General features: G+C 70.5%; 21 protein-coding genes and 1 riboswitch. Of the genes, 12 read left to right on the forward strand and 9 right to left on the reverse strand.

Annotated elements, in window-relative coordinates; translation table 11 throughout:
• Positions 1 to 19 precede the first annotated feature (19 nt).
• From DAERI_RS14655 to DAERI_RS14665, 3 genes are all read left to right on the forward strand, one after another.
• The gene (locus tag DAERI_RS14655; RefSeq protein ID WP_103130184.1) at positions 20 to 472 is read left to right on the forward strand and encodes a hypothetical protein; all 453 of its coding nucleotides are present in this window, start codon (positions 20 to 22) and stop codon (positions 470 to 472) included.
• A 109-nt stretch (positions 473 to 581) separates the two neighbouring features.
• A complete protein-coding gene (gene accD, locus DAERI_RS14660) occupies positions 582 to 1,436 on the forward strand; it encodes an acetyl-CoA carboxylase, carboxyltransferase subunit beta (protein ID WP_103130185.1) in 855 nt (284 codons plus the stop codon).
• Positions 1,433 to 2,374, forward strand: a complete 942-nt coding sequence (locus DAERI_RS14665) for an acetyl-CoA carboxylase carboxyltransferase subunit alpha (RefSeq protein WP_103130186.1) — start codon at positions 1,433 to 1,435, stop codon at positions 2,372 to 2,374. The genes accD and DAERI_RS14665 overlap by 4 nt, the downstream gene beginning before the upstream one ends.
• A 241-nt stretch (positions 2,375 to 2,615) precedes the next feature.
• On the opposite strand, the gene sugE is transcribed toward DAERI_RS14665, so the two are convergent.
• The 8 genes from sugE to DAERI_RS14705 all read right to left on the reverse strand — a co-directional run bounded on the left by sugE (position 2,616) and on the right by DAERI_RS14705 (position 9,060).
• On the reverse strand, positions 2,616 to 2,936 hold the full coding sequence (sugE, locus tag DAERI_RS14670) for a quaternary ammonium compound efflux SMR transporter SugE (RefSeq protein WP_103130187.1): 321 nt from the start codon (positions 2,934 to 2,936) through the stop codon (positions 2,616 to 2,618).
• A gap of 9 nt (positions 2,937 to 2,945) precedes the next feature.
• Positions 2,946 to 3,016, reverse strand: a riboswitch (guanidine-III (ykkC-III) riboswitch).
• An 81-nt stretch (positions 3,017 to 3,097) separates the two neighbouring features.
• Entirely contained in the window at positions 3,098 to 3,631 is a 534-nt protein-coding gene (locus DAERI_RS14675; protein ID WP_103130188.1) for a hypothetical protein, read from the reverse strand.
• Positions 3,628 to 4,116 carry a hypothetical protein gene (locus DAERI_RS14680; protein WP_103130189.1) on the reverse strand — a complete coding sequence of 163 codons (489 nt, stop codon included), beginning with the start codon at positions 4,114 to 4,116 and terminating at the stop codon, positions 3,628 to 3,630. The genes DAERI_RS14675 and DAERI_RS14680 overlap by 4 nt, the downstream gene beginning before the upstream one ends.
• A 96-nt stretch (positions 4,117 to 4,212) precedes the next feature.
• Positions 4,213 to 4,920 carry an ABC transporter ATP-binding protein gene (locus DAERI_RS14685; RefSeq protein WP_103130190.1) on the reverse strand — a complete coding sequence of 236 codons (708 nt, stop codon included), beginning with the start codon at positions 4,918 to 4,920 and terminating at the stop codon, positions 4,213 to 4,215.
• Positions 4,913 to 5,716 carry an ABC transporter ATP-binding protein gene (locus tag DAERI_RS14690; RefSeq protein WP_103130191.1) on the reverse strand — a complete coding sequence of 268 codons (804 nt, stop codon included), beginning with the start codon at positions 5,714 to 5,716 and terminating at the stop codon, positions 4,913 to 4,915. The genes DAERI_RS14685 and DAERI_RS14690 overlap by 8 nt, the downstream gene beginning before the upstream one ends.
• Positions 5,709 to 6,686 (reverse strand): branched-chain amino acid ABC transporter permease, encoded by a 978-nt coding sequence (locus DAERI_RS14695; RefSeq protein WP_103130192.1) that lies wholly within the window; start codon positions 6,684 to 6,686, stop codon positions 5,709 to 5,711. Before DAERI_RS14695 ends, DAERI_RS14690 begins: the two co-directional genes overlap by 8 nt.
• Positions 6,683 to 7,543 (reverse strand): branched-chain amino acid ABC transporter permease, encoded by an 861-nt coding sequence (locus DAERI_RS14700; RefSeq protein WP_103130193.1) that lies wholly within the window; start codon positions 7,541 to 7,543, stop codon positions 6,683 to 6,685. The genes DAERI_RS14695 and DAERI_RS14700 overlap by 4 nt, the downstream gene beginning before the upstream one ends.
• A gap of 377 nt (positions 7,544 to 7,920) precedes the next feature.
• Complete coding sequence (locus DAERI_RS14705) at positions 7,921 to 9,060, reverse strand: ABC transporter substrate-binding protein (protein WP_103130194.1); 1,140 nt, start codon at positions 9,058 to 9,060, stop codon at positions 7,921 to 7,923.
• A 341-nt stretch (positions 9,061 to 9,401) separates the two neighbouring features.
• On the opposite strand from DAERI_RS14705, the gene DAERI_RS14710 reads away from it, so the two are divergent.
• The 3 genes from DAERI_RS14710 to DAERI_RS14720 all read left to right on the forward strand — a co-directional run bounded on the left by DAERI_RS14710 (position 9,402) and on the right by DAERI_RS14720 (position 10,843).
• Entirely contained in the window at positions 9,402 to 9,710 is a 309-nt protein-coding gene (locus tag DAERI_RS14710; protein WP_103130195.1) for a hypothetical protein, read from the forward strand.
• A gap of 81 nt (positions 9,711 to 9,791) precedes the next feature.
• Entirely contained in the window at positions 9,792 to 10,235 is a 444-nt protein-coding gene (locus tag DAERI_RS14715; RefSeq protein ID WP_103130196.1) for an acyl-CoA thioesterase, read from the forward strand.
• 20 nt (positions 10,236 to 10,255) lie between these two features.
• Complete coding sequence (locus DAERI_RS14720; RefSeq protein ID WP_235610420.1) at positions 10,256 to 10,843, forward strand: histidine phosphatase family protein; 588 nt, start codon at positions 10,256 to 10,258, stop codon at positions 10,841 to 10,843.
• A 6-nt stretch (positions 10,844 to 10,849) separates the two neighbouring features.
• Here the strand turns inward: DAERI_RS14720 and DAERI_RS14725 are convergent, their stop codons facing one another.
• Positions 10,850 to 11,368: a DinB family protein gene (locus tag DAERI_RS14725; RefSeq protein WP_103130197.1), complete on the reverse strand. Its 519-nt coding sequence runs from the start codon at positions 11,366 to 11,368 to the stop codon at positions 10,850 to 10,852.
• Between the two features lie 43 nt (positions 11,369 to 11,411).
• Between DAERI_RS14725 and DAERI_RS14730 the strand changes: the two genes are divergently transcribed.
• The 6 genes from DAERI_RS14730 (at position 11,412) to DAERI_RS14755 (ending at position 18,250) form a co-directional block, all read left to right on the forward strand.
• Positions 11,412 to 12,008 (forward strand): hypothetical protein, encoded by a 597-nt coding sequence (locus tag DAERI_RS14730; RefSeq protein WP_103130198.1) that lies wholly within the window; start codon positions 11,412 to 11,414, stop codon positions 12,006 to 12,008.
• Positions 12,005 to 13,183, forward strand: coding sequence for an MFS transporter (locus tag DAERI_RS14735; protein ID WP_235610413.1), 1,179 nt, complete (start codon positions 12,005 to 12,007; stop codon positions 13,181 to 13,183). The genes DAERI_RS14730 and DAERI_RS14735 overlap by 4 nt, the downstream gene beginning before the upstream one ends.
• Entirely contained in the window at positions 13,180 to 14,001 is an 822-nt protein-coding gene (locus DAERI_RS14740; protein WP_103130199.1) for an enoyl-CoA hydratase/isomerase family protein, read from the forward strand. The genes DAERI_RS14735 and DAERI_RS14740 overlap by 4 nt, the downstream gene beginning before the upstream one ends.
• Before the next feature lies 1 nt (position 14,002).
• Positions 14,003 to 14,899, forward strand: coding sequence for an aminoglycoside phosphotransferase family protein (locus DAERI_RS14745; protein ID WP_103130200.1), 897 nt, complete (start codon positions 14,003 to 14,005; stop codon positions 14,897 to 14,899).
• A gap of 97 nt (positions 14,900 to 14,996) precedes the next feature.
• Positions 14,997 to 15,989, forward strand: coding sequence for a malate dehydrogenase (locus tag DAERI_RS14750; RefSeq protein ID WP_103130337.1), 993 nt, complete (start codon positions 14,997 to 14,999; stop codon positions 15,987 to 15,989).
• Positions 15,990 to 16,177: 188 nt separating this feature from the next.
• Positions 16,178 to 18,250: a prolyl oligopeptidase family serine peptidase gene (locus DAERI_RS14755; protein WP_165794226.1), complete on the forward strand. Its 2,073-nt coding sequence runs from the start codon at positions 16,178 to 16,180 to the stop codon at positions 18,248 to 18,250.
• The last annotated feature ends 151 nt before the right edge of the window (positions 18,251 to 18,401 follow it).

Genomic DNA, 18,401 nt, shown 5'->3' on the forward strand with positions numbered 1-18,401 from the left:
CTTGGGTTACGCTCACCCCATGCGGACGGTCGTGCTGATCATCATCGTCGTTCTCGCCGCCATCTTCGCGGTGCTGAACCGGCACGCCCTGATGTTCGGGCATACCCTGAGCCTGGGCTTCGTGACGTACACGGGCGTGCCGCTGGGCCTGATCCTGCTGCTGACGGCGCTGCTGCTCGCGCTGATCTTCTACTTCTGGGCGGGCGTGTCGCGCCTGCGCGCCCAGGCGGACAGCGCCCGGCTGCTGCGCGACATGGAGGCCCTGCGGGTGAGCCTGGACAGCCAGGAGGGCAGCCGCTTCGCCCAGCTCCAGACGTACATCGACGAGCGCTTCAAGGCGCTGGGACCGGGCACGGCGCCCACCCGGGGCCCCGAGCTGGAAGCCCTGGAGGCCCGCATCGACGCCCTCCAGCGCGACCTGAACGTGCAACTCGCGCAGATCGACGACTACCTGAAGCGGCGCCTGCGCTGAGCCTCCCCTCCGGCTTGCACCCGGTTCAGGGTCTGGCCGGGCTGCGCATCGGGGCCGGGGCCACTAGAATGCCCCGGGAAGCCATTTTTCCCCAGGAGGAGTGAAGCGTATGGCGCTCGACCGTTTTTTCCGCAGGCGCCGCCCCCAGCCGCAGGGCACGGGCGAGCTGCCGGACCTGTGGACCCAGTGCCCCCAGTGCAAGGCGGGGCTGTATAACCGCGACCTCGAGGCGAACTGCTTCGTCTGCCCCAAGTGCGGGCACCATTTTCGCCTGGACGCCCGCCGGCGCCTGGGCGTGCTGCTCGACGAGGGTTCCTTTGTGCAGCAGTCGGGCCGGGTCCACCCCACCGACCCGCTGGGCTTCCGCGACACCGAATCCTACCCCGAGCGGCTGGCCCGCGCCCAGGCGAAGACCGGCCAGCCCGACGCGATCCTGACGGGCACCGGGACGATGGGCGGCATCCCCGTCACCGTCGCCGTGATGGACTTCGCCTTCAGCGGCGGCAGCATGGGCAGCGTGGTGGGCGAGGAGATCGCGCGGGCAGCCGAATATGCGGCCCGGGAGTTCACCCCCCTCGTGCTCGTCGCGGCGAGCGGCGGGGCGCGGATGCAGGAGAGTGCGCTCTCGCTGATGCAGATGGCGAAGACGACGGTGGCGCTGGAAGAACTTGCCGCGCGGGGCCTGCCCTACATCACCATCCTGACCGACCCGACGACCGGGGGCGTGACCGCCAGCTTCGCCACCATCGCGGACGTGATCGTGGCCGAGCCGGGCGCGCTGATCGGCTTTGCGGGGCCGCGCGTGATTCAGCAGACCATCCGCCAGCACCTCCCCGAGGGGTTCCAGCGCGCCGAGTTCCTGCTGGAGCACGGCATGGTGGACGACGTGGTGGACCGCCGCGAGCACCGCATGTACCTCACCCGGCTGCTCGGCGTGCTGACCCGGCGGGAGGTGGGCGCTTGACCGCCGACGCCCTGAGCAAGCTCGAGGCGCAGGTGCGCGACCTGGAGGCGACCGCCCGCGAGACCGGGCAGGACCTCGGGGCGGCCCTCACGCCCCTGCGCGCCGAGGTCCAGAGACTCCGCGCCGAGCGGAGCGCCAACCTCTCGCGCTGGGACCGGGTGCAACTTGCCCGGACGCCGGGGCGGCCCACCGCGCTCGATTACGTCGAGCGGCTCTGCACCGACTTCACCGAGCTGCACGGCGACCGGGCGTACGGCGACGACCCCGCCCTGATCGGCGGCCCCGCGCGCTGGATGGGCACGCCCGTCATGCTCCTGATGCAGCAGAAGGGCCGCGACACCAAGGGCAAGATCAAGCGCCGCTTCGGCTCCGCCAACCCCGAGGGCTACCGCAAGGCCGCGCGCCTGATGGACCTCGCCGACCGCTTCGGGCTGCCCGTCGTGTCGCTGATCGACACCCAGGGCGCCTACCCCGGCATCGAGGCCGAGGAGCGCGGCCAGGGCTGGGCCATCGCCGAGAGCATCCGGCGGATGGTGCGCCTGCGGGTACCCGCCGTCTGCGCCGTGATCGGCGAGGGCGGCTCGGGCGGCGCGCTCGCCATCGGGGTGGGGAACCGGGTGCTGATTCAGGAGAACGCCTGGTACTCGGTGATCTCGCCGGAGGGCGCCGCCTCCATCATCTGGAAGGACGCCGCCAAGGCCCCCGAGGCCGCCGAAGCCCTGAAGCTCACGGCCCCCGACCTGCTGGAGCTCGGCATCGTGGAGGAGGTCATTCCCGAGCCGCCCGGCGGCGCGCACCTCGACCCCGATGCGGCGGCGCGCGCGGTCGGGGAGGCCGTCAGCCGATCCCTCGCCGATCTGGCCGGGCTGGATGGCGAGACGCTGCGCTCGGAGCGGGCCGCGCGGTTCCGCTCGCTGGGGGCGTTCACGGAGAGCTAGGCCCGTGCCGTGCCGGGGTGGGGTGGCCGGGAGGCGCGGCGCTCCACCTCCTCCCTGTTTCCCGCCCCCCGTACGAGTTCCGGCTGAACAGGTAGGCAATACCTGTGCTACGGATTCCGGTTGAACAGTTCCAAAACCGGTTCAACCCGAGCGGAGCGAGCAGGAACGTTGAGGGTTGCGGGGAAAGGAGTGATCGAAGCGGCGCTGTCCCGCTTCGATCACGGATGGGACGGAAACCGTATCAGTGCCCGCTCGTCGCCTTGAGTCCCACGATGGCGACGATCATCAGGACGAGGAAGACGATCCGCGCGGCGGTGACGGGTTCCCGGAAGAGCACGATCCCCAGGATGGCCGCGCCCACCGCCCCGATGCCCACCCACACCCCGTACGCCGTGCCGATGGGCAGCGTCTTGGCCGCCAGGCCCAGCAGCCCCATGCTGGCGACCATGCTGAGCAGGGTCAAGGCGGTGGGAAGGGGCCGGGTAAAGCCCTGGGTGTATTTCAGGCCGATGGCCCAGCCGACTTCCAGCAGCCCCGCGATCACGAGCAGAAACCATGCCATACCAGACCTCCCGCGCCGTCTTGTCGTGACCGGGTACGGCGGTGCTCTCGTCCGGAGTTCAGCCCATTCGGGGCGACTGAGAAGCAGTGTAGCGAAGCCCTGTCAGCAAAGCGGGAGCGGAGTGTAAACGCCCGCTTACACTCCGCTCCGGCCCGCTGTAGTCAGCGCCCGTACACCCGGTACCGGGCGGTGATGTCGAAGGTCACGCAGGGGTCCTCGCCGGGCCGCACCGGGGCGACGCACACGGTGAGCTTGCCCCCGACGCCGACGGTGTCCGGTTTGTCCTTCCCGGCCACGTCGCCGAGTTTGCCGAACGGTCCGCCCAGTTCCACCGCCGCATAGGTGCGGGAGGAGACGGCCCGGTGCAGCGGGTCGTCCCCCCGGTTGACCAGGGGCGCCAGCGGCAGCCAATGGCCGTTCCCCTTGCCGTCCTTCGCGTACAGGGTCGCCGAGACGCGCGGGATGAGGTAGAAGGTGCGCGGGCCCGGCCACCGCTCCCGCAGGGTGAGGGGCAGGCGCAGGACGCAGTTCGGGTAAGTCTCGTCGGCAAGCAGGAAGTTTTGGCGCGGCGCTCGCCAGTACGTGTCGGCGCAGGTCAGGCTGACCCGCTGTCGCGGCACGGCGACGGTGCGGGGAGCCTGCGCGTCCGCGAGGGTAAGCGTGCCGAGGGCCAGCAGAGCCAGGACGTGCTTCATGGGGTCTCCTCCTGAATGAGTTCGGCCTCCACCGACCCGTCGGCGGCGGTGAAACTGCAACTGAAGTCGGTGCGGGTGCCGTCCGGCAGGGCGACCCAGCCGTCCCAGCGTTTGCCGTCGGCGTTGGCGGAGAACTGGCCCGCCGCCTCACGGGCATTGGGGAACCGGAGCCCCGCCTGCCCCAGCCGGGCGCTCACCTCCGCGCGGCAACGGTCCATCAGCGCCGAACTGGCGATGCCGCCCGAGGTGTCGTCGGGGACAGCGGGGCTGGGACGCAGCAGGAGCACGGCGACGAGGACGGCCACGAGCGGCGGCAGCCAGCGCAGCGGCCACCACCAGGCCCGCGGGCGCAGGCCAGCACGAATCTCCTGACGGTAGGCGTGCAGGGCGAGCTGGTGACGGGCGCGCTCCTCCCGTTCCTGAAGGGCGCGGGCGGCGGCCAGCTCCTCGGCCTCGATCCGCCGCCGCTCCCCGTCACTCAACATACTCACGAGAGTGACAGGCTCATCTCAGGCCGTCGTCCGCCGAAAGAGGGAGGCGGAGGACCAGCGGCTGCCCCTCCGCCCCCCTGCCGCTCCCCGCTACACCCCCAGGTACGCGCTCCGCACCCGGTCGTCGCCCAGCAGCTCGCCCTGGGTGCCTTGCAGCGAGACGCGCCCGCCCTCCAGCACGTAGCCCCGGTGCGCGATGCCCAGCGCGGCGAAGGCGTTCTGCTCGGCCAGCAACACGCTCACGCCCGCCTCGTTCACCCGCCTCACCGCCCCGAACACCTGCTCGACCACCAGCGGGGCCAGGCCGAGCGAGGGCTCGTCGAGCAGCAGGAGTTGCGGGCGGGCCATCAGCGAGCGGGCGATGGCGACCATCTGCTGCTGCCCGCCGCTGAGGCTCCCGGCGGCGTCGTGGCGCTTCTCGACCAGGATGGGGAAGAGGGCATACACCCGCTCCAGCTCCCGGGCGGTCCCGGCGGCGTCCCGGCGGTGGACGAAGGCCCCCAGCCGCAGGTTCTTCTCCACGCTCAGTTCGGGGAAGAGCAGGCGGCCCTCCGGGCACTGCGCCACCCCATGCGCCACGTTGAACTCGGGCCGCCCCCCGGTGAGCGGCGTGCCGTTCCAGGTCGCCGTGCCCCCCGAGGGCCGCTGCAGCCCGCTCAGGGTGCGGAAGAGGGTGCTCTTGCCCGCCCCGTTCGCGCCCAGGAGGACCACGATCTCGCCCTTCTGGACAGTCAGGTTCACGTCGTGCAGTGCCCGGAAGGGGCCGTAGTTCACGCTCAGGCCACGGACCTCAAGCATGGGGAGCCTCCCGGCTGGCGGTTTGCCCCATCTGCCCGCCGTGCGCGTGCCCGCCCAGGTACGCCTCAATCACGGCGGGGTCGCGGCTGACCTCCGCCGGGGTGCCCTGCGCGATCTTCTGCCCGTGGTGCAGCACGATGATGCCGTCGGCCAGCCCCATCACCAGGTTCATCTTGTGCTCCACCAGCGCGACCGTCAGGCCACCGACCACCAGGTCGCGGATCAGGCCCATCAGGCTCACCGTCTCCTCCGGGTTCATCCCGGCGGCGGGCTCGTCCAGCAGGAGCAGCTTGGGGTCGGAGGCGAGGGCCATCGCTATCCCGACGCGCTTTTGCCCCTCCTGGGTGAGCGCCCCGGCGGGACGCCCGGCCTGCGCGGCCAGGCCCACCCGTTCCAGCGCCCGCATTGCCCCGCCCCGGCTCTCCGCCTCGTCCCGCCGCTCGCGCCCGGTCCGCAGCAGGGCGTCGAACAGCCCAGCGCGGGTGCGGACCCGGTGGCCGATCATGGCGTTGTCCAGCACGCTGAGTTCCTTGTAAATGGTCGTCGTCTGGAAGGTGCGCGCGATGCCGCGGGCCACGACTTGATGGGTCCTGAGCCGCGTGATGTCCTCCCCCAGAAAGCGGATGCGCCCGGAAGTCGGCTGGTAGAAGCCCGAGATCAGGTTGAAAAAGGTGCTCTTGCCCGCCCCGTTCGGCCCGATGATCGCGGTGATGCGCCCGGCGGGGATGGTGGCGGTCACGTCCCGGACCGCGTGCAATCCGCCGAAATGGATGCCCAGCCCCTCGACCTCAAGCATGGTCCACCGCCCTCTCGGTCCGGGCGCGGACACGGCGCACCTGAGCGCGGTCCCACAGCCCCGCCAGCCCCTGCGGCGCGAACAGGACGAGCAGCACCAGGAGTGGCCCGAACACGATGTACTGGTAGTCCTGGAGCCCCTTCATGAATTGCAGCGCCACGAAGATCAGCGCCGTGCCCAGCAGCGGCCCCGCCAGCGTGCCCACCCCGCCCACGAGCAGGTACAGCAGCACGGTGAAGGTCGTCGTCGGCCCGGTCACGCCCGAGCCCAGGAAGCCCACGTAGGCCGCGTACACGCCGCCCGCCAGCCCCGCCAGCGCCGTCGAGAGCATCAGCGCCCGCAGCTTGTGGGAATAGACGTCGATTCCGGCACTCCGCGCCAGGTCCTCCCCCCCCCGAATGGCGACGAGCGAGCGCCCGAAGACGCTGCCCCGGGTCCGCGCCACGATCAGCACGGTGAGGGCCAGCGCTGCCAGCGCCACGTAGTAGAAGTTGGCGGCCTTCGAGAAGTCGATGCCCAGGAAGGAGGAGGCGGGCGGCACCCCGTTCAGGCCCTCGTTCCCGCCCGTCAGCGCGTCCCACTTGTTGATGATCAGCGAGATGATGACGCCCACCCCCAGGGTGAAGATGGCGAAGGCGTCCCCCTTCGTGCGGAAGGCGACCAGGCCCAGCAGCAACCCGCCCAGGGCACAGATGGCGACCGCGGCGGGCCAGGCCAGCCAGAAGCTCCAGCCTGCCTTCAGCGTCAGGATGCCGACCGCATAGGCGCCGATGCCGAAAAAGCCCGCGTGGGCGAGCGGCAGTTGCCCGGTGTAGCCCAGCATCACGTTCAGGCCATAGGCGAGCATCGCCCAGATCATGGTGTTGATCGCCACGTCGAGGACGTAGCCGCCGGGGCGCAGCAGCGGCACCAGCGCCGCCAGCGCGAAGACGATGAGCCAGCCCAGCAGGCCGGGTTTGAAGCGGTTCACGTCCCCCTCCTGAACAGGCCCTCGGGCCGGATGGCGAGCACGATCACGAGCGCCGCGAAGCCGATCACGTCCGCGAAATCGAGGTTGATGTAAAAGCCCCCGAACACCTCGGCAAACGCCAGCAGGAAGGCGCCCACGATGGCCCCCGGCACGCTGCCCATGCCCCCCAGGATGATGATGGCGAAGACCTTGAGGTTCATCACCTCGCCCATGCTCGGGGCGACCGAGATGATGGGCGCGATGAGGGCGGCGGCGGCGGCGGCGAGCGCCCCCGAGATGGCGAAGGTAAGCATTCCCACCCGGTTCACGTTGATGCCGACCAGCCGTGCGCCCTCGCGGTTCTGGCTCATCGCCTCGATCGTCGCGCCCGTCAGCGTGCGCTTCAGGAAGTAGTTCAGCCCCAGCATCACCAGCAGCGAGGCGAGAATCACGATCAGGCGCTGCCAGGTGATAATCACGCCGCCCGCGTTCAGGATGCCCGGCACCGGCTCGGTGATCTGCTTGAAGTCCGGCCCCCAGATCAGTTGCACGGCGGCCTCCAGAAAGAACAGCACCCCGATGGCGGCGATCATGGAGTGGACGTGCGGGGCGTTTCGCAGCGGGTAGAACACCACCCGTTCGAGCAGCGCGGCGAGCAGGGCGACCGCCACCGCCGCGAGCAGCAGCGCGGGGACGTACCCCACACCCAGGCCGTTCAGGACGGCGTAGGTGAAGTACGCCCCCAGCATGTACAGGCCGCCGTGCGCGAAGTTGGGCACCCGCATCACGCCGTACACCAGGGTCAACCCCAGGGCCACGAGCGCGTACACGCCGCCCAGGGCGAGCGCGTTGAAGAGTTGTTGGAGCAGTAGGGTCAAGGCAGGGTCTCCGGGAAGAAAAAGACCGCGCCCCTCGTGGAGACGGGGTGCGGGCGGGGTGGGGGGAAGTCCATCAGGGTCAGCCAGGGCGGGGGACCCCGGAGGGGCTGGAAACGCGGCGCGGCTCTGCTTGGTGCATCCTGGTTTGACGGAAGAGGGTTCGGGCGGGATTCTCCTGGTCAGGGAGTTGAGGCCGGACAACCCACACCTCCCCTGTGGAGGTCACGCGAAACTGTAAGTACGGTAACTTACGGGGAGAAGGGTTCCGTTTGGGCAAAGCGGGCGTGTAAAGAAGAGCCAGTAGCACGGCGTCCCCTTCCGCTAAGGTGCTTCCCCGCTGGTCGCGCGAAGCCCCCCCTGTCAAAGGGGAGAGCATGTCACTTGTAGACCTTGGCGACGCGCAGCCGGGTGTACTTCCCGTCCCTCACGCTGGCGATGATGAACTCGGCGTCCACGTGGCCGTTCGGGGTCACGCCCGCGAGCTTGTAGACCGTCTTGCTCTGCGGCAGCGCCTTGGCGGCGGCGTTGAGCTGGGCGCGGATGGCCTGCGGGTCGTCGGTCTTCCCGGCCAGTTCCATCGCCTTGGCGATCACGTTCATGCCCATGTAGTTCAGGGCCGCCTCGCTGGTGGGGATCTTGCGGTAGGCGCGCTGGTACTGCGCCACGAAGAGCTGGGTGCCCGGGAACTCGCGGGTGGGAAGCACGCCGACCGAGCCGTTGAGGTAGGCGCGCGGCACGACCGTCTCCATCTGCTCGAACTTCGCCTGGTCCATCACGATGAAGCCGCCCTTGAAGCCCTGCTCGCGCGCCGCCTTGATCACGAGCGCGGTGGGCTGCGACGGCCCGCCCACGAACAGCACGTCGGGCTTCTCGGCCAGCGCCTTGGTCACCGCGCTGGAGTAGTCCACGGTCGTGGCGTAGTCCACCCCGTTGTTCGTGCCCACCGTGCCGCCCTGCTTCTTCCACTCGCCGGTGATCGCCTCGGCCCACTGCTTGCCGTAGGCGCTCGTGGTGCCCACCATGCCGAGCTTCTTGCCGAACGCCTTCATCTGGGTGGCGACGAAGGGTTGCAGGTAGTTGTCGTAACGCGGCGGCAGCATGAAGGTGAGGGGATTGTTGGCGTCCAGGATCTTGGGCTCGCTGGAGTAGGCCACCAAGAGGAAGTTGGGGTCGCGCGTGGTCAGCGGCTGCACGGTCAGGATGCCGCCCGCGTGCGGCACGAAGATCACCTCGATTCCCTGCGAGGTGAGGCGCCGCACGTTCGTGGCCGTCTCGTTGGGCAGGTAGCGGTCGTCCAGCGAGACGAGCTTGAAGGTGACCTTCTCGCCCCCCACGGTGACGCCGCCCGCCTTGTTGAGTTCGTTGATCGCCATCTCGATGCCGCTCTGCACGTCCTTGCCGTAAAAGGCCGCGCCGCCAGATAAGGGGCCGCTGTATCCGATGTTCACGACTTTGTCGGCCAGGGCGGAACCGGCAGCCAGGGTGAGGGCGAGGGAAACCAGCGTGCGTCGCTTCATAGGAACCTCCGGCGGGCAGGGCCAGGCACGGCCGGGGGAGAAGCACGGGGCCGTGAAGCCCTGAACGCGGTCCAAGTTGGGTGTGCCCGACATGCTGGCATGGGGGCGAGGAGGTGTCAATTGTCCTTCCCCCATTCCGGGAGCCCGCCGGATGAAAGGTGGGAGAAGGCCGCCCCGGCTGGCCCCGTCCCGGGAGGACCGGCCCGCCGACTTCACCCGGTCGGCCTGGTGCTGGGCAGTGGGATCAGCGTGGCGGCCCATTGTCAAGGAGCTGTGCAGAAACGGCCAGGGAACGCGGCGCTGTTTGCGAATCTTTTGAGGGCCGGGCGGTACGGTGTCTTATGGCCGCCCCGGAGGAGCTCACCACGCTGTTGGCGTTGCGGCGGCGCCTGCTGCTCGAACTCACGGACCTTGTCGAGCAGCTCAGCCGCTACCCCTACGGCCGCGTCGCGTCCCCGGAGTACGAGCAGGTGCTGACCACGTTGCAAAAAGCCTGGCACACCGGGGACCAGGTCTTCGAGATGAGCCCCGATCTCCTGCCCTACCTGCGCCAGGACGTTCGGGCGCTGGGCAGGCACGCCGAGGTGCTGCGCGGGATACTGGCGGGGCTGGCCTCCTCCGTACGGAGCAGGCTGCCCGAGGTGGGCTAGCAGGGCGCCTCTCTTCCCCCCGCCCCTGTACACTCACGGGCGCGCCGGGGCGCACAGCCCCGGTAGGAGAGAGGTCAGAGGATGGCGGAAGTCGTGAACAAGGCGCCCCGCAGCCGGGCGCGGATGCTGGAACTGGTGTTTCCCAAGGACACCAACTATTTGGGCACGGCCTTCGGGGGCTTCGTGCTGTCGCTGATGGACAAGGCGGCCTCGGTCGCGGCGGTGCGGCACGCGGGCGGCGCGGTCGTGACGGCCCGCATGGACGGCGTGGACTTCCACGTGCCCATTCGGGTGGGGGACGCCGTGGCCCTCGACGCGCGGGTGGTGCGGGTGGGCCGCTCCTCCATGCGGGTGCGGGTGGACGTGTACCGCGAGAACATGGCCTCGGGCGAGCAGCAACTCGCCACGACTGGTTTTTTCGTGTTCGTCGCCGTGGACGAGGAGGGACGGCCCCGCCCGGTGCCCCCCCTGGTGGACGGGCTGGACACGCTCAGCGAGGAACCCGACCCGGAGGCGCGTCCCTGAGCGCCCTGCACCTCACCCTGATCCGCCACGGCGCGACCGTCTGGAACGGCGAGGGCCGCTGGCAGGGCTGGACCGACATGCCGCTGGGCGAGGTGGGGGAGAGGCAGGCCGAACGGCTGGCGCGGCGGCTGGCTGGGACCGACCCCGGGACGGTGTACGCGAGCGACCTTCAGCGGGCCGCCGACACCGCCCGCCTGGCCCTGCCGGGGCACCCCCTCACCCTTGACGTGCGGCTGCGCGAGCTGAACTTCGGCCGCTACGAAGGCCGGACGACGGACGAGGTGCGGCATGACCCCGAGTACGCGGAGTGGCAGCGCGACCCCTGGACCCTTCCCGCCCCCGGGGGCGGCGAGAGCCTGCGGGGGGTGGCCGCCCGGCTGAGGAGTTGGGCCGAGGAGCTGCCCGCCGGGACGGTCACCGCCTTCACCCACGGCGCCGCCGTCCGCGCCCTGCTGTGCGACCTGTTCGGGTGGCCCGCCCCGCCGCAACCGGGCTACGTCCTGCCCTTCCCCTACCGCCTGGCCCACACAGGATTGACCCGCCTCACCCGGGAGGCGGGCCGCTGGATTCTCCTCACGTACAACGACCACGCCCACCTGGAGGTCTGAAGGGGTCTATCCCCCCAGCGCCAGGCCCACCTGGGCGAGGTGGTGGCGCAGGTGCCAGTCGTGCTTGGCGACGAGCCGCCACAGGTCCTGCCCGCCCTCCTGGGGGTGCGTGACCTGGCGGGCAAAGTGTTCGGGGGAGAGGCCCCCCAGGAGCGCCGCCCAGTGGGCGTTCGCCGCGTCCAGCAGGTCGAGCGCCACCCCCACCGGCAGGGCCGCGTCGGGGAGGGTCAGCCACGTCTCCTGATCGAAGGGCTGGATGACGTAGTCCCCGGTCGTCAGGGCGTAGCGCAGGCGGTTCAGGCCGTGGAGGTGGGCGTCCGCCGTGTGGTGGGCGAGCTGGGTGACGGTCCAACTGCCGGGGCGGTAGGTGCGGTTCAGGTCCGCCTCGTCCCGTCCTGTCAACACCCCCCGCCACTCGCGGGCCGCGCCCTCCATCCGCGTGGCGACCCCGGCGAGCGTGGCCGCGTCCCGACCCGGGAGGTCCTGAAGGGGGCCGATGGGATACTGCCGTGGGTCGGGGGTCATGCCCGCAGTATGGCTCGCTCCCCGCCACGCTAAGCTCTGCCCCATGCTGACGCTCGCGGAGGCGGCCCGCTTTCCCGAATCCCAGGTGGGCGCGGAGACGCACCGGCTGGCCGCCCACCCTGACCGCGTGCCCGCCGCCATGCTGATTCCCCCCGCCTTCGAGGAAGCTTTTTACCGCACGGCCAACCTGCCCGAGCAGCTCTCGCGCCTGCTGGCCCCGATCAACCCCGCCCGGCTCGACGAGGACCTGCTGGAGGTGCTCTCGGAACAGGCCCAGGCCCTCGTCCGCACGAGTTCGCTCCTGGACGACGCGGTGCAGGTCCTTTACCGGGCGCTGGGGAACGCGGGCCTCAGCGCGGGAGAGGTCCACGCCCGGCGCCCCGGGGAGCGGGAGACCGAGGCGGCGCGCGTCACCCCGCCCGGCACCGCTGCCCTGCACGCCGTCAAACGGCTGTGGGTGCGCGACTGGACCTTCGGGGCGCTGCTGACCCGGCTGGACGCCACGGGCAGCATTGGCCTGGAGGCCCGCCCGACGTTGCTGCTGGCCGGTCCACCCGGCGTGCCGGATGCCCGGGTTGCCGCCGAACTCGGGGTGGGGACGGCGCTCGTGAACCCGCTGGGGCTGGTCGGGCTGCCTTGAGTCCGGCCCCCCGCGTCCCGCACCCGCTGACCTTCGCCGTTCTCGGCACACTCGTCTTCCTGAACGTCTACGCGCCCCAGAGCCTGCTGCCCCTCCTCGCCCGCGAGTTCCGCGCCGGGGCCGCCGAGGTGGGCGGGGTGGTGGGCGCGGGTCTGCTGGCGATGAGCCTCGCGTCGCCGCTCGTGGGGGTGCTCGCCGACGCGGTGGGGCGGAGGCGGACGGTGCTGGCGGCCTTCGCGGGGCTGATGCTGCCCGCCGCGCTCGCCGCCCTGGCGCCCAGCCTGCCCCTGCTGAGTGCGGCGCGCTTCGCCCAGGGGCTGCTCATCCCCGGCGTGATGGTCGCCCTGAACGCCTACATCGCGGAGGAGGTGCCGCCGGAGAGCCGGGTCCGCGCGCTGACGAGTTACGTCACGGGCACCGTCCTGGGCGGCTTTCTGGGCCGGTTTCTCTCCGGTCTGGTCGCCGGGTGGGGCAACTGGCACGCCGCCTTCTGGCTCCTCGCCGCCGCGTCCCTCGCCGGATTCCTGCTCGCCCGCGCGGGGCTGCCGCGGGAACGGGCCTTCCACGCCCACCGTGATCCGCGCGCGGTCCTGTCGGGCCTGGCCGCGCACCTGCGGAACCCGGCACTCCTCGCCACCTGCGCGGTGGGGTTCCTGATCCTCTTCACGCTGGTGGGGACCTTCAACACCCTCACCCTGCGGCTGGCGGGGGCGCCGTATGGGCTGAGCACGGGGCAGACGGGGGCGATCTTCGCCGTGTACCTCCTCGGCGTGGTGATTACCCCCGTCGCCGGGCCGTTCCTCGCGGCGCGGGGGCCCCGAACCGGGCTGCTGACCGCCGTGGCCCTCAGCGTCACCGGGCTCGTCGTCACGCTCGCCGCACCGCTGCCGCTGGTGATCGGGGGTGTGGCGGCGGGGGCCTGCGGCGTGTTCCTGGCCCAGTCCGCCGCCCTCGCCGCCGTGCAGCGCAGCGTTCGGACGGCCCGGAGCCTCGCCACCGGCCTGTATCACCTCGCCTACTACGGCGGCGGCGCGGCGGCGAGCGTGGTCGCGGGGCACGCCTTCGAGCTGGGGGGCTGGCGGGCGGTCGTGCCCCTGGTCTTGGCGAGCATGGGCCTGGCCGCCCTGGTCGGAACGCTGGGGTGGCGGCGCCCCGGTGTTACCCTCCGCCCATGACCCCCGAGCAACTCACCGCCCCGGGCGCCTACCCCGGCCTCTCCCTCACCCTGCATGGCCCCGGCATCCTCGAACTCGTCATCCGCAGCGAGAAGACGCTGAACTCCGTGAACGCCGAGGCCCACCGCGCCCTGACCTACGTGTGGCGGGACATTGACGCCGCCCCCGGCGTCCGCTGCGTCCTGATCCGGGGCGAGGGGCGGGGCTTTTCCTCCGGCGGCGACTTCACGCTCATTGAGGAGATGGCGAACGATTTCACCGCCCTCGCCCGGGTGTGGCGCGAGGCGCGTGACCTCGTGTACAACGTCATCAACTGCGGCAAGCCCATCGTGAGCGCCATCCACGGCCCGTGTGTCGGCGCGGGATTGGCGGTCGCCCTGCTCGCCGACGTGAGCGTGGCGGCGAAAACGGCGCGGCTCCTCGACGGGCACGTGCGCCTCGGCGTCGCCGCCGGGGACCACGCCGCGATCATCTGGCCCCTGCTCTGCGGGCTGAACAAGGCCAAGTACCACCTCCTGACCGGCGAGCCCGTCTCCGGCGAGGAGGCCGAGCGCATCGGATTGGTCAGCCTCTGCGTGCCCGACGAGGAACTGCTGGACCGGGCGTGGACTGTGGCCCGCAAGCTCGCCACCGGCAGCCCCACCGCCGTCCGCTGGACGAAGTACGCCCTGAACAACTGGCTGCGGGCGATGGGGCCGACCTTCGACACCAGCCTGGCTCTTGAATTCCTGGGCTTTACCGGTCCCGACGTGCGCGAGGGGCTCGCCAGCCTGCGCGAAAAGCGAGAGCCGAGGTTCCAGGAAGACGCGCCGATCTGAGATGATCGCCGTTCCCGCCGCCTTCGCGGAAAGGACCATCGCCCGTTCCGGCGAGGCGGGCCGCCGCTGGATCGCGTCGCTGCCTGGGCGCGTGACTGAGCTGTGTACTGCGTGGGGTCTGGAGGTGGAAGGCCCAGCCATGTACGGGGAATGGGGCCTGGTCTTCGCCGTTCGCGGCCCCGATACGCCCGCCGTCCTCAAGGTCACCTGGCCGGACGAGGACGGCACGCTGGAGCGGGCGGTTGCCGCCTTGACGCTGTGGGACGGGCGGGGCGCGGTTCGGCTGCTGCGGGCGGATGTGGGGCGGCAGGCTTTGCTCCTCGAACGCCTCGACAGTGCGGCGGACCTGAGCGAGATCGGGGTGGAGGAGGCCCTGCACGTCGCCGGGACGCTCCTCAGGCGCCTCGCCATTCCAGCCCCCGCGGAGTTTCCCTCGCTGGGGACGGTGGCGCGGCGGATTTCCTCCTCCTTGCCGCGACGCTGGGAACAGCAGGGCCGTCCACTGCCCCGATACGTCATTGAGCAGGCCGTAGACCTTGCTTCCAACCTCGCCCCCTCGGTCGGGAATCTGCTCGTCAACTGGGACATTCACGACGGGAACGTGCTGAGGGCTGAACGCGAACCCTGGCTGGTGATTGATCCCCAGGTGCTCGCCGGGAATCCGGAATATGGCGTAGCCCAACTGGTGTGGTGGCGGCTGGAGGAAATCGAGGCGCACGGCGGGGTGAATTGGGCGCTTGACTGGATCGTGGATGCAGCAAGATTGAGCGCCGAGCTGACCCACGCTTGGACCTACGTCCGCACCGTCGATTACTGGCTCTCGGGGCTGGAGGCGGGGCTGACCATCGACCCGCCCCGGTGTGAGCGGGTGATTGAGGCGCTGGGGCGGGTGGAGTGAACTGTCCCCCCCCGAGGAACGCCCCCCGCCCCTCCCCACTCCCTCACGTTAGGATGGGCCGAAAAACTTCACCTTTCGGGAGGGCTTCACCATGACCATGAACACCAAGCAACCCGTCCGCGTGGCCGTGACCGGCGCCGCCGGGCAGATCGGCTACAGCCTGCTCTTCCGCATTGCCTCGGGCGACATGCTGGGCAAGGACCAGCCCGTGATCCTGCAACTGCTGGAGATCACGCCCGCCCTCAAGGCCCTCAACGGCGTCGTGATGGAGCTGCGCGACTGCGCCTTCCCGCTGCTGGCCGACATCGTGACGACCGACGACCCGATGGTGGCCTTCAAGGACGCCGACTACGCCCTCCTCGTGGGCGCGATGCCCCGCAAGGCCGGGATGGAGCGCGGCGACCTCCTGGGCGCGAATGGCGGCATCTTCAAGCCGCAGGGCGAGGCGCTGAACGCCGTGGCGAGCCGCGACGTGAAGGTGCTCGTGGTGGGCAACCCCGCGAACACGAACGCCCTGATCGCCCAGCAGAACGCGCCCGACCTCGATCCCAGGCAGTTCACCGCGATGGTGCGCCTCGACCACAACCGCGCCATCTCGCAGCTCGCCGAGAAGACCGGGCAGCCCGTCAGCGCGATCAAGAACATCACGATCTGGGGCAACCACTCCTCGACCCAGTACCCCGACCTGTCGCAGGCGACGGTGAACGGCCAGCCCGCGCTGGACCTCGTGGACCGCGAGTGGTACGAGACGACCTACATCCCCACCGTCGCCAAGCGCGGTGCGGCGATCATCGAGGCGCGCGGGGCGAGCAGCGCGGCGTCGGCGGCGTCGGCGGCCATCGACCACATGCGTGACTGGGCGCTGGGCACCCCGGAAGGCGAGTGGGTCAGCATGGGCATCCCGTCCGACGGCTCCTACGGCGTCCCCGAAGGGCTGATCTACGGCTTCCCCGTGCGGACCCGGAACGGCCAGTACGAGATCGTGCAGGGCCTGGAGATCAGCGACTTCAGCCGCGGCAAGATGGATGCCACCGCCCAGGAACTCATCGAGGAGCGCGACGAGGTCCGCAAACTCGGCCTGGTGAAGTAAGAAGGCAAGGGAGGGGGCGGGGTCTTTGGCCTCGCCCTCTTCTCGTTGCAGCAGTGGACGAAAAAAGAGTTGTCACCCTGAACGAAGTGAAGGGTCTCCCAGGGCAACGAGGAGATGCTTCGCTCAGCATGACAGCATTCTTCTTCCCAATGCTCCAGGCCGCGCCAGGTTGGGCGTCCCGTGACAGAATGCCCCCCGTGACCCTCCCATACCCCGAGTCCCCGCGTGGCGACCACGTGGATATCTACGCCGATGCCCAGGGCGCCGAGGTGCGGGTGCCCGACCCCTACCGCTGGCTCGAAGACCCCGACTCGCCCGAGACGCGCGCCTGGGTGGAGGCGCAGAACCGGGTGACGGATGCTTACCTGGATACCCTGCCCGCCCGCGCCGCCTACCGTGAGCGCCTGACTGCCCTGTGGGACTTCCCGCGCGGGGGCACCCCCTGGAAACGCGGGGAACGGTATTTCCGCCAGCACAACCCGGGCCTTCTCAACCAGCCCGTGTTGCAGGTCGCCGATGGCCCGCGTGGCCCCTGGCGCATCCTCCTCGACCCCAACGCGTTGAGTACGGACGGCACGGTCGCGCTGGCGGGCGCCTCCCTCAGCGAGGACGGCGGGCGGCTCGCCTACGGTCTTCAGAGCGGGGGCAGCGACTGGCTGACCTGGCACGTGCGGGACGTGGGGACCGGGGAGGACACCCCCGACCGCATCGAGTGGAGCAAGTTCAGCGGGGCGGAGTGGCTCCCGGACGGCAGCGGTTTTTACTACAGCGCCTATGACGCGCCGGGGGAGGGCGAGACGCTGACGGGGACCAACCGCAACCAGCGCCTGATGTTCCACCGAGTCGGCACCCCGCAGGCGGAGGACACCCTGATCGTCGCCCGCCCCGACGAGCCTGACTGGGGCTTCTCCCCCCGGGTCACCCACGACGGGCGGTATCTCGTGCTGGGCGTCTGGATGGGCACCAGCCCGAAGAACCTGCTGTGGGTCCGCGAACTGACCTCGGACGGTCCCTGGACCGAACTCGTCCCCGACTTCCGGGCGAGCTTCGACCTGATCGGGAGCGAGGGGGACGTGCTGCTCCTGAAGACCGACGAGGACGCCCCGCGCGGCAAGGTGATCGCCTGGAACGTGGTGACCGGGGAGCGCCGCGACCTGATCCCCGAGGGTCCCCACAAGCTGGAGTATGTGTCGCCAGTCCCGGGCGGCCTGCTCGCCGTCACGCTCGAGGACGCCAGCCACCGCGTTCGGCTGTACGGGCGGGACGGGACGTTTCGGCGCGAGGTGGCCCTGCCCGGCCTCGGGTCGCTCAGCGGACTGGAGACGCGCGAGGACGACCCCGAGGTCTTCCTGGGCTTCACCTCCTTCCTGACGCCCGCCACGCCCTACCGCCTGCTGCTGCCGGACGGCGAACTCGAACCGCTCGCCGACCCGCCCCTCACCTTCGACGCCTCGGCGTACGAGGTCACCCAGGAGTTCGCCACCAGCCGCGACGGAACGCGGGTGCCCCTATTCATCGTGGGGCGCAAGGGTTTGCCGCGTGACGGGAAAAATCCCACCCTCCTCTACGGCTACGGCGGCTTCAACATCAGCCTGACGCCCGCCTTCAGCCCCTCGCGCGTCGCGTGGCTGGAGCGCGGCGGCGTGTACGTGCAGGCCAACCTGCGCGGCGGGGGCGAGTACGGCGAGGAGTGGCACCAGGCGGGCACGCTGGAGCGCAAGCAGAACGTTTTTGATGACTTCATCGCCTGCGCGGAGCACCTGATCGAAACAGGCGTGACCTCCCCGGCGCACCTGGGCATTCAGGGGGGCAGCAACGGCGGGCTGCTCGTGGGCGCCTGCATGACCCAGCGGCCCGACCTCTTCGCGGCGGCCATTCCCCAGGTCGGCGTGCTCGACATGCTGCGCTACCCGCACTTCACCATCGGCTGGGCGTGGGCCTCCGACTATGGCCGCGCCGACGACCCGCAGATGTTCGCCACGCTCCTCGCCTACTCGCCGCTGCACAACCTGAAGCCCGGCACCACCTACCCGGCCACCCTCATCACCACGGGCGACCACGACGACCGGGTGGTGCCCGCCCACTCCTTCAAGTTCGGGGCCGAGTTGCAACGCTGCCAGGCGGGGGAGGCCCCCACCCTGCTCCGCATCCAGACGCGCGCCGGGCACGGGGCGGGCAAGCCGACTACGCTGGTGATCGAGGAGGCCGCCGACGTGTGGGCCTTTCTGGAGCAGGCACTGGGAGGGATGCGAACTGCCTGAGCAGGTCAACCGCAAAGTCGCAGGCACCGCCCCGTTTGACCCCTCTGCGGTGCGGCTCTGCGAGTTTGGCTCTGCGGGCCACCTACCTTGGCGGAGGCAACCGCCGGAGGGCAAGGGTGAACCCAGTTCCCCTCTAAGTGGGGCTGTCGGC

The sequence above is a fragment of the Deinococcus aerius genome (assembly GCF_002897375.1).
Classification (GTDB): domain Bacteria; phylum Deinococcota; class Deinococci; order Deinococcales; family Deinococcaceae; genus Deinococcus; species Deinococcus aerius.

Bases quoted from the DNA above. Each gene is read 5' to 3' on its own strand.
- DAERI_RS14655 (WP_103130184.1), top strand. From the start codon at position 20: ATGCGGACGGTCGTGCTGATCATCATCGTCGTTCTCGCCGCCATCTTC.
- accD (WP_103130185.1), top strand. From the start codon at position 582: ATGGCGCTCGACCGTTTTTTCCGCAGGCGCCGCCCCCAGCCGCAGGGC.
- sugE (WP_103130187.1), bottom strand. From the start codon at position 2,936: ATGGCATGGTTTCTGCTCGTGATCGCGGGGCTGCTGGAAGTCGGCTGG.
- DAERI_RS14675 (WP_103130188.1), bottom strand. From the start codon at position 3,631: ATGAAGCACGTCCTGGCTCTGCTGGCCCTCGGCACGCTTACCCTCGCG.
- DAERI_RS14680 (WP_103130189.1), bottom strand. From the start codon at position 4,116: ATGTTGAGTGACGGGGAGCGGCGGCGGATCGAGGCCGAGGAGCTGGCC.
- DAERI_RS14685 (WP_103130190.1), bottom strand. From the start codon at position 4,920: ATGCTTGAGGTCCGTGGCCTGAGCGTGAACTACGGCCCCTTCCGGGCA.
- DAERI_RS14690 (WP_103130191.1), bottom strand. From the start codon at position 5,716: ATGCTTGAGGTCGAGGGGCTGGGCATCCATTTCGGCGGATTGCACGCG.
- DAERI_RS14705 (WP_103130194.1), bottom strand. From the start codon at position 9,060: ATGAAGCGACGCACGCTGGTTTCCCTCGCCCTCACCCTGGCTGCCGGT.
- DAERI_RS14710 (WP_103130195.1), top strand. From the start codon at position 9,402: ATGGCCGCCCCGGAGGAGCTCACCACGCTGTTGGCGTTGCGGCGGCGC.
- DAERI_RS14715 (WP_103130196.1), top strand. From the start codon at position 9,792: ATGGCGGAAGTCGTGAACAAGGCGCCCCGCAGCCGGGCGCGGATGCTG.
- DAERI_RS14725 (WP_103130197.1), bottom strand. From the start codon at position 11,368: ATGACCCCCGACCCACGGCAGTATCCCATCGGCCCCCTTCAGGACCTC.
- DAERI_RS14730 (WP_103130198.1), top strand. From the start codon at position 11,412: ATGCTGACGCTCGCGGAGGCGGCCCGCTTTCCCGAATCCCAGGTGGGC.
- DAERI_RS14740 (WP_103130199.1), top strand. From the start codon at position 13,180: ATGACCCCCGAGCAACTCACCGCCCCGGGCGCCTACCCCGGCCTCTCC.
- DAERI_RS14745 (WP_103130200.1), top strand. From the start codon at position 14,003: ATGATCGCCGTTCCCGCCGCCTTCGCGGAAAGGACCATCGCCCGTTCC.
- DAERI_RS14750 (WP_103130337.1), top strand. From the start codon at position 14,997: ATGAACACCAAGCAACCCGTCCGCGTGGCCGTGACCGGCGCCGCCGGG.
- DAERI_RS14755 (WP_165794226.1), top strand. From the start codon at position 16,178: ATGCCCCCCGTGACCCTCCCATACCCCGAGTCCCCGCGTGGCGACCAC.